Below are 13,825 nucleotides of genomic sequence, written 5' to 3' on the forward strand. Positions count from 1 at the left end.
CGCAGGCCTTCGCCCCGCACGTCGAAGCGCGTGGTGTATGGCGTGATCCAGCGCGCGCCCAGCACGCCATCGTCGAAAGCACCCAGGCTGGAGCGGTAGGTGCGGGTCCATTCAATGGGGAACGGACCCGGCAAGGCGAAGTCGGTATGCGCGATGGTCTCGCTGCCCATGGCGAAGCTGATGCTGCCGCAACTGCCGACACACGTGCCGTTTTTCTGGGGCTTGGCATCGCCCTGGGCCCTACGTTCGACGGGGCGCGGCTCCAGCGGCTGCCCCGGGTGGCTGGCCTTGCTGATGCTGGTGGTGCCCGACTTGACGTTGGCGCCATGTCCCCGGCCTGGTCTGCGGGCGAGCACGGCACGGGCCAGGCCCGCGATGATCCAGCCGATGCTCTGCTCAATGTTTTCGTCGGCCAGACGGCGAATCTGCCGACCGAGTTCGGGGGACAGCCGACGAAGTGCTGCGGTCTCCCGCAGCACTGCTTCGCGGGCGCGCTTCGGTATCGCCATTGTCGCCAGGTTGAGGCTGGCCTTGGCCACGCTCGCCTGGAATTGCGTGGCGGCGCCATACACATTGGTGAATACGCCGAGCGGGTCACGCCAGAGTTTGCCCGTGGCCTCGAACAGTTCCGCCTTCGCCGCCTTGAGATTGCCCTCGGCATCCAGCTCGCTCAGCACGATCGCGTCCAGGCCGTTGGCCAGGTCAACGATCAGCGCCTCTCCATACTGGGCGGCCGCTTCGATGAAACCGGACAACTCGGCCCGTGCCTTCGTCACGAAGTCTTCCAGGCTGCCCTTGATGCTGGCGTTCAAACTGGTAGCGAGCACCGTGAGCATTGCCTCGCCGACCAGTTGCTTGCCGCTCTTGCGCAACTCCTGACGCACCAGGAACAAGCCGGGGCGCAAACTCATGCGGGCAGCCGCTGCGCCGGGCAAGGGCACCACGCCCATCAGGTTGATGCCCAGGCTCACCCAATCGAGCGTATGGCGCTCTTTACTCTTGGCGAGGGTGACGATATCGCCGAACACGTCCGCCAGTGCGAGGATGTTGCCCAACACCGGCAGCGCACCGGCCATGGTGGAGATACGTTCCAGCGAGATCGTGCCGTCGCTGATGCTGATCAGCCAGTCGTCGAAGGCACTGATGCTCTGCCCCACGTCGGCGGGTTGGATCAGATTCACCGGGACGACGGCTACTTGCTTTGCTCGAGGTAACGCGGCGTTGCTGTTGTCGCTATCCATCGCGGGTTAATCCGAATGTGAAATTGGAATAGATGGGCCGCGATCCAATGCGGCTTCTTGGGATGGGGGCGCTGCGTCCGGGACCAAGCCTTGTTTAGGGGGCAAGGGCGCCCCTCTGTCGCGCCCGGTGCCTCTTGACGCTGGCTAAGGTGTCAGTTGTACGGCGGCGTGATGCCGGTGCCGATCTGCTTTCAAGATCGCTACTCAGGCAAGAGGGCATTGCATTTGGCATGAGCCGTCGAGGCGATTCTTGGGGACAACGCCGCAATGGAATGCTTCTTCAACCCTGAAGAACCGAGCGCGTGAGCAGGCGCGCCTATCGCACCCGTGCCGATGGGTTCGAATACATCGAGCGACAGGGAAAATTAATTCACCGGCACCACTTTCACTTCATGCGTGTCGGTCCCGTTTGCCAAGACGACCCTGACCGGGCCGCCCACTGGATTCAGCCCGGCCAGATCGAGTGATTCACCAGGCGACAAATAGCGGTCTCGCATGCAGTCAATCAAAAGCGCACATTCCCCATGCGCGGTTGCCAGCATGACCGTGTTCCCCGTATTAACGAATAGCGTCCCATCGACCCGATAAGCCTGCCTTGGCGACCTCGGCTGCACGACCAGGATTGTCTGCAACTCGAGACGCGGTTTCACCTTGACCGCATTTGTATCGATCGAAACCGCGCGCTCCTCCCGGAACGTCACGCGAAAATAGCGTGGCGAGTCGTCACTTACACCTTTGAAATAGAGACGCAACCACCCACTCTTGTTCGGGCGTAACACGAGCTGCTTCGGTGCGTACATCAGATCGCCGCCGTTCGGCTTCCAGGTCGCGACGTCGCCATACGGCGGAGCACTTTCCTCCACTGACACGCCGTATACGCGCGTCTGGTCGCTGTCGTTCACGACCTCGCGAACGAGATAGTCTTTCCCGGACCCCATGAAATAGGTCATGTCGCCAACGGACAATGCCTGCGCGGTGCAAGACCAGACCAACATCAAGAACGCTGCGAATTGCCTCAATCGATTCCTCACTGGTTACTGGTCCGCGCATACGCATCTCACCCGCTACAACTCAGCCGGTCGGCCCGGCATCGCGCGTTACCCGACAAAAATAGACGCGCGACCGACTGCGTCGGCCGCGCATATGGATACGTCTCCTCCATTTTGGTTTGGTATCAGCCTTCGCGACGCCGAACCGGGCGCGCATCGGCCACGCTTTTCGGTTTGCACTCGATCTGATCAACCCACAGCGCGCCTTGCGCCTTGCTGAGGTCAAAGTCGATCTCGCACGTTCCGCCGGTGCCCGTCTCATATTGAATGACCGGATAGGCGGTATCGACGTCGATCACGAAACCGCCGTCGGCCGCAGTCGTAGCCTTGCCGATGTGGTTGCGAATCTCGGTGTTCGGCTTCACCAAACCGTTCTCGGTCAGCACGCCGAACACCGTTACCAGCCGGCGGACCTTCGGCATCATCGACGCGACGTTGCCCGGATACAGCACGAGCTTGGCGTCGCCTTCCTGGATATCGAAGTTTTCCGGCGTGTCACGACGCGTGCGGATCGTCACGCGGTGTTCGCGGTATCCCGTAAGCGGAACGAACGTGGAACGCGAATCGAGCGCCAACGCCCCATTCGTCGACACCATCTCGAGGTTGCCACGTGCCGACTTGTCCACGCCGACGATCACGCCGCTTTCGCCCTTCTTGCTGTTGAACCCGATGCCGCGCGTGTTCCACCCGACACTGCCCTGCATCGCGGCGGTGCCGCTGGCGTCGCCGGTATCGTCGATGTTCACGTTACCTTGCCAGCCGAACCAGCGGTTGTGGCCCTGCGCGCCAAGGTTCGCTTGGGTGCTCGACGGATTGCCATAGTCGCTCGACAGCGAACGCGAGCGGTTGACCCCTGCCGACAGATAGTCGACGCCCGGGATACGCTCCGGCCGCCAGCCGACGTGCGCGCCGATCTGCTCGGTATCGAGCGAACGCGAATAGTCGATGCCTGCGTCGCCGAACGAGAACGTCGCATTCAGGCCGACGTAGAACGCATTGTTCCACTTACGGCCCATGCCGCCGCTATTCCGGCTGAACATCTGGCCGCCATTGAGCATCACGCGCACCCATTTGTTCGAGTAAATGTCCTGGCTCCAGTCGATGCGGTAGTCCTGACCACCGCCGCCGTATACGCTTCCGCTCACGTTGAGCGTCGCGTTGTTGGCCCAGCCGAACATACGCGCAACGTTCACGTTCGAACCGAAGCTCAGTGTGCGCTGATTGTATACGCCGTTTTTCGCGGTGCTGCCCGTCGTCAGCATGTAGTTCGCCCACGCGCCGACAGGCCCGATGTTCGCCGCGCCATTCGCATTCACGCGAAAACCGCCGTCGCTCGTCGCTCCCGTGTCGATGCCTACGTTACCGTGCTTGAAACCCCGTTGATACCGCAGTTCGGCGGCGGCCAGACCGTCAAAATAATATGCACTTCCGTTAAACGTGCCGAACCGAGTCGCCATCTTGCCGCTCGCGCCGACGAGCTGTCGGCTGATCGCACCACGCCCCCCAACGTTGTTCGCAACATACTGGCCGACATAGAACTGATACTGCGTGTCCGCACCGGTTCCGCCGTTACTCGGCTTGTACACTTGCTCATTGCGGGACGACACCACACGACCGTTGACAACGACGTCCACGCGAATCGGGTAAGTCCCGACTGGCAACTGGCGCGTATCGATTTCCTGGTTGCCGAGGGGAAGATGCTGAACGTTGATCAGCTTGCCGTCGCGATGAATCTGCACTTCACCCGATGCAGGCATGAACGCGAAGATTGGCGTGCGCGCCAGCGAGCCGTCGTTCAACTCCGAGCGGCTCGCGGTGCCTGCGCTGACGCCAAGAAAGCGCCCGCCCGGAAGGAACGTTGTCTGCCCCAGCGCATTCATCGACCAGGTGCTCAGATAGCCGGCCGTGATCGATACGCCGCGGTAATCACGTTCCAGCCGCGCTTCATACAGGTTGAAATCGTCGCCGCTGCGAATGTCGCCCTCAACATACGCGTGATTGACACCAATTGCGCTGACCGACTGCATGTGGAGGTAGCCGTTCGCATCGGCTCTGGCGTTCTTCACGACCGACATGTCGTAATTCAGCACACCGCTCGGATGCTTCTCGGTACTGTCGGGCAGCATATGCAAGCGCGGCGCGCCTTCGCTTGCATAGGCATCCCTCGGCAGCTGTGCAACCAGTTCGAACGTCCGGAGATTGAATTCCAGTTGGACGTCAGATACGTCCTCGCGTGCGCTCGACGTTTCCGCGACCATGCGCAGCGGCTTGCCGTAGCGATCCGCAATCCTTTGCTTCGCGGCATCCGTGATGGCGATCTTCGCGAGGCTGAAGTCCACCAGCGTCAGCGTGCGACCATCGTACTTGACGGTCGCCCGGCCCGCTTCCTCCGAACCGCTATCGATCTTGAGCCGCACGGGCACGTCGACACCCTGCTCGAGTGCACCGAGCAGGTTGTCAGGAAAGGCGTACTGACCAGCAGCCAATGTGCCATCGGCATCTGCACCCTCCGCAGGATCGGGCGCGCGATCGGCAATTTCCGGATTCAACGAGCGAGCATCGCGGCCTGGTTCCATGTCCGACGCTGGCACGGACACCGATGCGTATTCCGAGGCCGTGATCGCGTCGACATCGACGGCGTATGCGGACTCGTCGCGCCCCCTGTCAGCTTCGGGCGTCTCGACTGCCCGCGCACCCCGATCGAACATCACCGAATGATCCGCCGCAAGCACAGCCGACGACACCCATCCTCCCGCAAGGGATACGGCGACGTTAATTGCTGTCATTGTCGACTTTTTCATTCGCAGTCCAAATTGAATCTCTGTTTATCCAAGTCACATAACCGTGATTCGCTTACTTCGCTACGACCTTCGACGGTGCGGCATTCATCGGGAAATACTGGTACTCGCTGCCTTTCCAGACGCCAATGCCTTGAAGGGATACCAAGCCCTTTTCCTTTCGCATGTCTCCCGACTCGCCCGGGAGCAGGAAAGTGGATCGGCTGCACGCCTTCGGTTCGGTCGCGGCCTTTTCTTCGCACTTCCCCGTGGCCGTGACATGGACGAAGGTATTTCCGATGTTCTTCACACGCCCGTTGCCGTCGTGTTCGAATTTGAAGTGGATCATTCGCGGGCGCACGACGAGGATCGAACTCAGCCGAATGCGCTGCTTCGCGGACAAGCTGACGCCATCACTGATGTTCGATTGCGACGACACGGCCTGTTCAATGAACGACAACTGGTAGTAGCGCTCCTTGTCGTCCCGCTTGCCCTGGTAGTAGATCTTGACGTCCGCCGTTCGATGCGGCGGCAGAAACACCGTTGCGGGCGAGATCAGCACATCCTTTTTCTGCTCATGCAGCACATTCAATTGCCGCGGATTGGTAATCTCCTGGACTTCCGTCGACACGAATTTGGCTATCGAGTCGTCGTTCTTGATCTGCTTGACGACGTAGAACTCGTTTTCCTGCATTTCGGTCGTCAACGATCCGATGCCAATGGCCGATGCATGCTGCGCGCCCATCAGCGCGGCCGCCAGCGCCAAGAGTTTGAGTGGCTTCATCGTGTCCTCCGAAAGAAAAGAAAAAGAAAATGCCGAACCCCTAGACCGCGAGGTCCGGCATTACCGGAGTCAATGCCTGCTTCGACCGAATCTACGCAGGCATTCGGCGCAACTTACGCGGTCGGCGTTTCCCAGCTCGCGACGAAACGCACTTCGACGTCGCCGTTGTAACGGCCGTCGGAGACGCCAGACAGACCTGTGCCAGTCAGCGCGTTTCCGTCCTTGTCGGTGCCTTCTGCGATCGAGAACTTCACCGGCACGCCATTCGCCTGGTGGTACGAGCCGTTCGGCGTCTTGTTCGGGCCGACCTTCGACAGATTCATGTTCTGCAGGCCATTTGCCGCGATCGACGGCGCCGCGTCACCGCCGGTGCCCGACAGGATGTCGGTGAGGGTTTCGCTCAGCTCGACGCCACCGAGATCGACGCCGACCTTCAGCGAATCCTTCACGCCACCTGCAACGGCATTCAGCGTGTTCTTCGTGACTTGCGCCTGGATCTTGTAGCCCGTGCCGCCTTCGTAACCCGCCGCGAGAACGGTCAGCGTGCGGTCCTGCGTCGAGAATGCTTCGCTCGACGGGTTCCACTCGAAATCGAGCGTCGTGCTACCTTCCGCGAAGACGCTCAGCGTCACGTCGGACTTCTTGACAACGGATGCCGTCCACTTCACGCGTGCTTCTTCCGGGCCCACGGTTGCGGCGATGGCCGGAACAGCGAACGCGACTGCGAGTGCGGATGCCACTGCGAGGCGGAATGCAGTTTTCTTCATATCGATCTCTCAAAGGTGTTCATCAATTAACTTGGATGACCAGACGACATCCCATACCCGGGGATGCTTCTGGACCGCCCGTCCTACCAACTGCCGGTTCAATGGGTTTGCCAGATCACGGCGGCGAAACGAATTATTTCAATTGAAAGGCCAATGTAATATAAGAATGGGCCTAAAAAATCCTTGACCCGCTTCGAACGGCACATGCTCATGCGGCCCGGCGCCCGTGCTGATGGATGACAGTCACACCCGAGCGCATCCCTCTCCGGCAAGTAAGCCAACAGAAAAAGGTTTGCCGCGGACGCGATGATTTGGACGTGCGAAACCGGCAGGTGCGCCGGAACCGAAGACAACACGCATCACGACCACGATGGTCGGTGCATTTCGCGGCGCACCCGCAACGCGCTGCCGAAACACGTCCGCGTGTGTTTTCACCTGCGCTGAATGGCGCCACACGGCGATGGGTGCGATACGCCCTGGCCGGTTCCAGGCGTGCGTCGCTCGAGGGCGGACAAGATGCCGGTATGCAACGTGAGTGCCGCGCCGTATGCGCGGTCTCTACGGATCGTCAAGCCAGAAGACATGCCCGACGCCTGCAGGTGCCATTGCACAACGGCCGGTCTGCACGCATCCGGGCGCGAACGAACGCGTCGCGGTAGTCCGCGCGAGAACATTCACACGGCCTCGCGCTCAATCGCAGACTGATACATCTGATCGACGCTCCAGTGGCGCGAGCGCGGAAGGCGTACGCTCCGTGCGTTCTCTCGCAACGATTCAGCAGCTATCGTCGAGACCTTCCCCGACTCCGCCGGCAGGCCGAGCGGGCATTGCGCGGATATCCGCGGGATGCATTTAGGACGGTTCTCATATTCTGATCGCGCGCCCCTCCGTTAGCATACGAAAGCCATTTTGCGTGTGATTAGCGGGACGACTCGGTTATCCGGTCCTCATCGCGGCCCCCTCCGCTCAACCGCTCGTGGTCGAACGTGCGTTGCGTGTCGACCTGAATCCGGATGGCGGTCAACAAATCATGTGCGCTCCACCGAATGTGTCTACTCCTCTCCTCTCCTCGCCATTGCATTGAAATGTCAAATCTCAAACCACTTTTTCTACGCGCTGCGATTCGCTTTTGCTTGAGCGGCGCGCTGGCGCTCGGTCATGCTGTCTCTGCCCATGCCGCGGCCGATGACCCGTTCAGCGTTCCGTGCAGCCGTTCGCCGACGATTTCCGACCACTCTTATGCGCCGTTAGTGATTGAGGTGGGTGATTATCTTTATTTGCCTGACATTCCCACTGGTACGATGGGTGCACTCGTCGGGCGCATTCACAAAACGAATCCCCAACTGACGCAGTTGGCAATCATCTTCAAGGAAGCGACCACCTGGGACGATTTCCCGGACGTCGCTGTCGGCGCATGGCTGTCGGCGAGCGGCGGCTTGCGCTCGATCGTTGTTCCGAATAGCCAGGATGTGCGCTTCCCCAATCTTCCCTATTCGAGCAAGACCACACTAAATCGTCTCAGCGCGGACTACATCATCAACGGCATGCAAATCGCGTCAATTGCTCAATTTACGCAGCAAACCAGCAACTCGCTGGGGCAGTTCGTTCGCGGGCCGGGTACTCAAGTGCAAGATCAGACCGCCAGAAAGATGGTGGCGGACGCCTTCCTGAACCAGTCACCGATGACGTTCGGTGCGCATATGTTCTACTCCTCTATCATGCTTGGAGACCGCGGTCAGCAGCTTTCGGATTGGTGGTTGAATGGAAACTTCTCGAACATGGGCCTTTGCGGATACTCCAGCCAGTTCATTTACAGAACGACGGTGACGCCAACCGCCTCCCGGACGCTCACGCTGTCACCGATCAGCGGCACCATCAGCGTGTCGAACGGCAAAATGCTCGTATCCGTTCCGCCCGTATGCCGTATCACGGACGGCAACATGGAATGCCCGATATCCGCCAACTCCACGGCCACGATGGATAACATTTCGTTCATCGTACCGCCTTCTCAGCAATCCGACGTATGGTTCAAGACGGCTGGCGGGCAGAAGTTGTCGAAGGTCTCTGCGACTGCCTTAGGCACAACGAAACTGGTGGTCACGTCGAGTCTGCTGGATTCGCTGCTGGGCGACGCCGAAGCGAAGCCGCTCGGCGAAACCATCGGCGCGATCGTGCAATCTACCGGTGGAACGGCCGTCGACATGCGGGTGTCCTTTTTCGAAGATACGGAACTGAAACGTCTCACATTCGGCGTCGCGATCGACGAGCGCGACCCCGCCGCGATGGGCAAATATTCCGGTTCGATCGGCCAGGATGCGGAGATCGTCGTGCCGCTCACAATCCGCCAGTATGGCGCGTCGAAGGCGACCAAGGTGTCGGTAGACGTGCTCGCGCCCAGTGTGCAAACCGCCGACGGGCCACGTTGCAAATTCGTCGACAAGAGTGGTGCAACAGTGGTTGCAGTGCCGTCAATCGTCCGCTTTTATGACGGCACTGGGCTCGACGACCGCCCGGACAATTGCGCCGGCACCGTGTATGACGTTGCCACGCTAAGGTGGCGCGAGACCCTCGGCGGCGCATTCGCGTACGAGGGGGCCCTCGATATGGACCTGCGCTTCCCGCTCGATCCAAAGCAACTAGCGACCGACACGTCAGGCGCGCCCTGGTTTGGTACCGTTTCGGCCAGTGGTGAAGTCCGCGTACGCGCTGACTGGCTCTAAGCGACTGCGGCCTTGGCGGTGCTCTGCGCTGACATTAGACATTCCGCGAATAAATCCTTCGATGCCGCACCGCTTCGCCAGCATCGTGAGCGACGGTTCCGTCTACGACTGTCTCAGGCTCCCAGCGGCGATCGACAGACGGGACCGCAGCCGCATCAGCGGCTGTCGATCCCCACGCCCGATCGCCGTTGGTGACACCTCGCAATTCGATTTTGCGTAGGTCTTTTATAGAATTCCTCATTGGGTTCCACACGACAAGACTTTGTCGGATTGGAATCCGTCTAATCGAGTGCAGTCGTCCTTTTCGTGAAAAATCAGGACTCCTCGCGCGCTTACACCAGCACTCGAGACGGTCCTTGTCCATCTTTGACTTTCTTTCAGACGTATCTGATTGTTCCGATTAGTCGATTTCGCGACGATAGGTTCGCGTGGGAGGCGTCGGCCTGATAACGCGATTCCTTCCCTGCGAATCATTCACTCAGATTTTTTGGGATCGTTCTGAACAATGAAAAAAATAACCCTGACTCTTCTCTTGATGGCGCTCGCCGTGCCCGCCTTCGCAGGCCAATGCAATAGCTACGGCTATCAAAAGAAGCTGCGTAAACTTGAAGTCAAAGCCGAAGCTGCGAGCCGGTATGGCGACAGGATCAAGGCGCAGAAGCTCCGGGAGAAGCGCCAGTATTTGATGTCCCGTTGCCAGTTGACGCACACCATTGGCGGAGCGGCTGAAAACCACATCCCGTACCAATATCACTAATTTGCCGTAGGCGTAGGCGCGCGGTGTCAGGAAACGCGCGCCGTCCGCACGTGAAAGTAGGCAGGCCCTCGATCAAGGGCTCAGCGCTTACAGAACGCAACGCCGGGCGCAATCTGAACAAGTTCGCTCATCTGCGGATTTCTCCACGCATTCTGAACGTCGAAGTGCGCGGCAGCAGGCAGTTCGACACTTCGCGCCGTCACACCTGAAGGAAGCCGGTCCACTCGCGACACAGCGCCCAATTTCCCGTTGGTTACCGTTAGTGGCTTTGTGCTAGACCGTCAGTTCGACTCAGTGCTTTCTCAAAAAACGATCGCGGCCCTTCACTCCCTCAATCCATTGAGGCTTCCTGCCATGCCCAATGCATGGTGCACCACTCTTTCGATCACGATACTTCGGCGCGATCGGTGCACTCGTGTTCGTCACAACGGCACGGCGCCGCCCGAAAAGCTGCTTTGGGTAATACGACCGCTCCAGCAGCGTGCACGGCGACCGTGGGGATGACCTGGTGACCAGTGCTGATTCAAGTTGGATCTCTTCTCAGCGAGTCAATCAATTCGTATGTCTAATCATACTTTACATGATGCCATTCAACGTTTTGGGTGTGTAGTGGCCAGATTGAAATGTCCGCTTTTGGGCCGTGTCAGAAGTACGGCCGTGGGTGTCCGGCGCCGAGGGCTGCGATGGCTCCAACGGACCAGATCACGATGACGATGCGCGATCGGCCGGTCAAGGCGTTGCGATTGTGATGGACCAACACGACAGCAGACGCCAACGTTTACACGCTTCCCGTCGTGGCCGCTTTCAACGCACGCTTCGCGAAGCCACAGAAGAGCGACTCCAATGCACACCGGCCGCTTCGGTCTGACGAGAAGCCAGTTCGGTGTCTTCCACGTCAGGCTCTAATGCCGCTTCTTGATTCGCTCCTTTGCATCGCCGAATGATGCTTGTGTCTTGCCGACGATCTGTTCGGCCTTGCCCGTCAATCTGCTTGTTCGATTTCCCACGACCTTGCCAACCATTTCCTTCAGCTTGCCCTTTGCTTCCGTAAGGCGGCCTTTTACCTGATCTTTGTTCATGACATTGCTCCTTGAAACTTGACGAATGCTCGAACTGCGGTCCGGCACGCCGATCCCAATCGCGATGAAACGTCGGTGCAGGTACGGCGATTGCGCCGGTCGAAGCGTTCGCGCTTGTGGACAATGAGTTGACGGCCGCAAGCTTGACGCTCGCCAGGCTCGCATCTCTGTAACGGGTGCCGGAGGCAAGGCAGGCGGTGGCCACTCGTTCTCAATCTTGCGGAGGAAGCATGAACACGCTCACTAGCGCCGGCCCGCTGGTTTCGCTGATCGCCGGCATTCTCATCCTCGTGGTACCCCGCCTCCTGAATTACATCGTTGCGCTCTACCTGATCATCATCGGGCTGCTCGGTCTGTTCGGAGGACGTCTCCATTGAATTGATATGACCACGAGATAGCCTGTTACGAACGCGCATCAGTTACATCGCGGCGCCATGCGTGGGTCCGGTGCCGGCGAACACCGCCAGCGCAATGAGCAACACATATACCCGCTGCATGTGAGCGAATGATCGAACAACGACGTCGTGCGTCTTCGTCGATGAAATGACTCGCCGCCCCTGCACTGGCCACCGGGCGGAGAACAGTGATGCCAACAGTGCGCACCCTCTCGCAAGGCAGAGCAGGGGCCATTCCTTCGGATGCGAAGCGATATTCGACCCGACATCGGCACTGCGGGAATGGGGCGGTTCCCTCCACTTCATTTCAATTCAATGTAAGTGTTGCTTTGTCAGATCTGAACGCAAATCCCGATTGCATTGTGGACCTTGTCCGCGTGCGCTTTCGCGTTGCGCCATCATGCTCTGCATTCCTTCACATTATTCACACGCCGTGCCTCGAAGCGATTGCATTTCCGGCCTGTGGCGACGGTGACATCGTGGGTTCGGCCATCGGATCGGCATTGCTGCAAAGAGATGCGGATCGCGTCGTTGAAATAGGGAGCGAAGCGCCTGCCGCTTCGTACGAGAACGATTCATGCTCGTTGTCAGGTACTGAATGGAGGACAGCACGATGAAGCCCAAGACCCTTTCAAACCGCAGAATTCTGGCGACACTCGTGGCAGGCAGCGCACTCGTCGCGGCCACCACGGCCTTCGCGCAAGTCTACGTTGCACCGCAACCGAGGTACGAAGAGCCCGCCCCGGCGCCGGGTGTGTCGATCACAATCGGCATGCACGGCCACCGCTACTGGGAGCACGACGAGTGGATGCATCGTCATCCGCGTGAACATGATCCGTGGCGTGAGGACGAGCGCGGGCGGATGCACGAACACGAATATCGTGAATAGCGCAGACCCGCCGCCAGATACGAGGGAACACGCCTACCGACCAACATTCTCGTATGTGGCGCGCGGACCCGCCTGATCTTCTCGAGCGGCCAACATATCCACGTCAAGGTGCGGCCATCAGTGCCTGGATCAGATTGGCGGCCATCGGGCGCCCGAGGCCGGTCACGTAGTCGTATCCGACCGCCGCGGTACAAAGCGTGCCGCATGTGCCGTTCGATCCGCTGACAATGTCGCGGAAGTTCGCCGCGTAAGCGCTCGACGCGAGACCGTACAGCACGCTCTGGATCGCATTCACCGCGTTCAGCGTCGTCTTGCCGCGCGCGATGCGCAAGCTGTTGACGATCGCGACCAAAGCGGACCATTGCGGTGCGCCCGCGCTCGTGCCGCCGACGACGAACCAGCCGCGCTGCCCCGCATAGCCGTACGAATCGTAGACCGCGAAGCCGGACGCCGGGTCGCCGTCGTAAGCGACGTCGGGCACGCCGCGCAGCCCGAGGCTGTCCGATGGCGTCCCGAAGTTCGACTGATACGTCGGTTCCGACTCGACGGCGCTCTGTCCGCCGCCGCTGCCGGCCCACGCCGTTTCGCCGGCATAAGCGCCACTTGCGTCGGTCGCGATCGACGTGCCGCCGACGCTCAGCACGTACGGCGACGCGGCCGGGTAGTCGACGCCATTGCCGCCGTCGCCGGACGCAGCGACGAACGACACACCGTTCGCGCTGGCGAATTGCCCGTCGTATTGCGTTTCGGCCAGAAATTCGGCGCTCCCCCAGCTCATCGACACGACCTTGGCGCCGACCCCGCCCGGTGCCGGACTCGTCGCGAGCGCGATCGCGCTCATCAGGTCGTCCAGCGAACTCGATGCGGCTTCGACCAGCACGATCCGCGCATTGGGTGCGATCGCGTGTGCCCACTGCACGTCCAGCGAACTTTCGAGCGCCCACAGCGCATCGGGCGGCGGCGGCCGCTTGTCCGGCGTCGCGTACACCTTCGTGAAGCAGCGCGGGGACGCGCACGGCGGCAAGCCGAACGTGCTGCTGAACAATCGCAGATCAGCCTCGACGTTCGGATTGTCATAGGCATCGACAATCGCGATGACCTGATCGTCGCCGCCATAGCCGCGCGCCGGCAATAGATCGAACCCGTAGAAATGGCGGATCTGCTGCGGCGACAGGCCGACCGGATTCCGTTTCGCGGATCCGTGCAGATGGAGCGGCGGCCTCGCAAACCCATGCAGCGCTCGCGACGAGGATTGCGCGAACGCCACGCCGGTCGCAAGCGCGACGCTCGCCGATACGACCAACATGCACAGCCCACGCGCAAACGAGGCTCGGTTCATGGTGTTCCCCCTTGGCAAACGAGCTGAG

Annotated in this window: 11 protein-coding genes; 4 read left to right on the top strand and 7 right to left on the bottom strand. The window is 60.3% G+C overall.

The window, feature by feature from the left end; all coding sequences use genetic code 11:
• From BTE28158_RS20460 to BTE28158_RS20480, 5 genes are all read right to left on the bottom strand, one after another.
• Window positions 1–1,241, bottom strand: a 1,241-nt coding sequence (locus BTE28158_RS20460; RefSeq protein WP_254597373.1) for a DUF6531 domain-containing protein, incomplete at its 3' end; no start/stop codon positions are given.
• A gap of 365 nt (window positions 1,242–1,606) precedes the next feature.
• Window positions 1,607–2,191: a hypothetical protein gene (locus tag BTE28158_RS20465; protein ID WP_151049361.1), complete on the bottom strand. Its 585-nt coding sequence runs from the start codon at window positions 2,189–2,191 to the stop codon at window positions 1,607–1,609.
• A gap of 224 nt (window positions 2,192–2,415) precedes the next feature.
• Window positions 2,416–5,091, bottom strand: coding sequence for a TcfC E-set like domain-containing protein (locus BTE28158_RS20470; protein WP_151049359.1), 2,676 nt, complete (start codon window positions 5,089–5,091; stop codon window positions 2,416–2,418).
• A 52-nt stretch (window positions 5,092–5,143) separates the two neighbouring features.
• Window positions 5,144–5,851 carry an EcpB family pilus assembly chaperone gene (locus tag BTE28158_RS20475; protein WP_151049357.1) on the bottom strand — a complete coding sequence of 236 codons (708 nt, stop codon included), beginning with the start codon at window positions 5,849–5,851 and terminating at the stop codon, window positions 5,144–5,146.
• 113 nt (window positions 5,852–5,964) lie between these two features.
• Complete coding sequence (locus BTE28158_RS20480) at window positions 5,965–6,618, bottom strand: common pilus major fimbrillin subunit EcpA (protein ID WP_059599572.1); 654 nt, start codon at window positions 6,616–6,618, stop codon at window positions 5,965–5,967.
• A 1,085-nt stretch (window positions 6,619–7,703) separates the two neighbouring features.
• Here BTE28158_RS20480 and BTE28158_RS20485 point away from each other — a divergent pair.
• Complete coding sequence (locus tag BTE28158_RS20485) at window positions 7,704–9,338, top strand: fimbrial adhesin EcpD family protein (RefSeq protein ID WP_151049355.1); 1,635 nt, start codon at window positions 7,704–7,706, stop codon at window positions 9,336–9,338.
• Between the two features lie 505 nt (window positions 9,339–9,843).
• Window positions 9,844–10,095 carry a hypothetical protein gene (locus BTE28158_RS20490; RefSeq protein WP_151049353.1) on the top strand — a complete coding sequence of 84 codons (252 nt, stop codon included), beginning with the start codon at window positions 9,844–9,846 and terminating at the stop codon, window positions 10,093–10,095.
• Between the two features lie 902 nt (window positions 10,096–10,997).
• Here BTE28158_RS20490 and BTE28158_RS20500 read toward each other — a convergent pair.
• Entirely contained in the window at window positions 10,998–11,174 is a 177-nt protein-coding gene (locus BTE28158_RS20500; protein WP_151049351.1) for a CsbD family protein, read from the bottom strand.
• A 230-nt stretch (window positions 11,175–11,404) separates the two neighbouring features.
• Between BTE28158_RS20500 and BTE28158_RS20505 the strand changes: the two genes are divergently transcribed.
• Both BTE28158_RS20505 and BTE28158_RS20510 read left to right on the top strand, forming a co-directional pair.
• The gene (locus BTE28158_RS20505) at window positions 11,405–11,551 is read left to right on the top strand and encodes a DUF3096 domain-containing protein (protein ID WP_124627542.1); all 147 of its coding nucleotides are present in this window, start codon (window positions 11,405–11,407) and stop codon (window positions 11,549–11,551) included.
• A gap of 631 nt (window positions 11,552–12,182) precedes the next feature.
• On the top strand, window positions 12,183–12,458 hold the full coding sequence (locus BTE28158_RS20510; protein WP_151049349.1) for a hypothetical protein: 276 nt from the start codon (window positions 12,183–12,185) through the stop codon (window positions 12,456–12,458).
• A 103-nt stretch (window positions 12,459–12,561) separates the two neighbouring features.
• On the opposite strand, the gene BTE28158_RS20515 is transcribed toward BTE28158_RS20510, so the two are convergent.
• Window positions 12,562–13,797, bottom strand: coding sequence for a S53 family peptidase (locus tag BTE28158_RS20515; protein WP_151049347.1), 1,236 nt, complete (start codon window positions 13,795–13,797; stop codon window positions 12,562–12,564).
• Between the last annotated feature and the right edge of the window lie 28 nt (window positions 13,798–13,825).

This window comes from Burkholderia diffusa (assembly GCF_902499115.1).
Lineage (GTDB): Bacteria > Pseudomonadota > Gammaproteobacteria > Burkholderiales > Burkholderiaceae > Burkholderia > Burkholderia diffusa.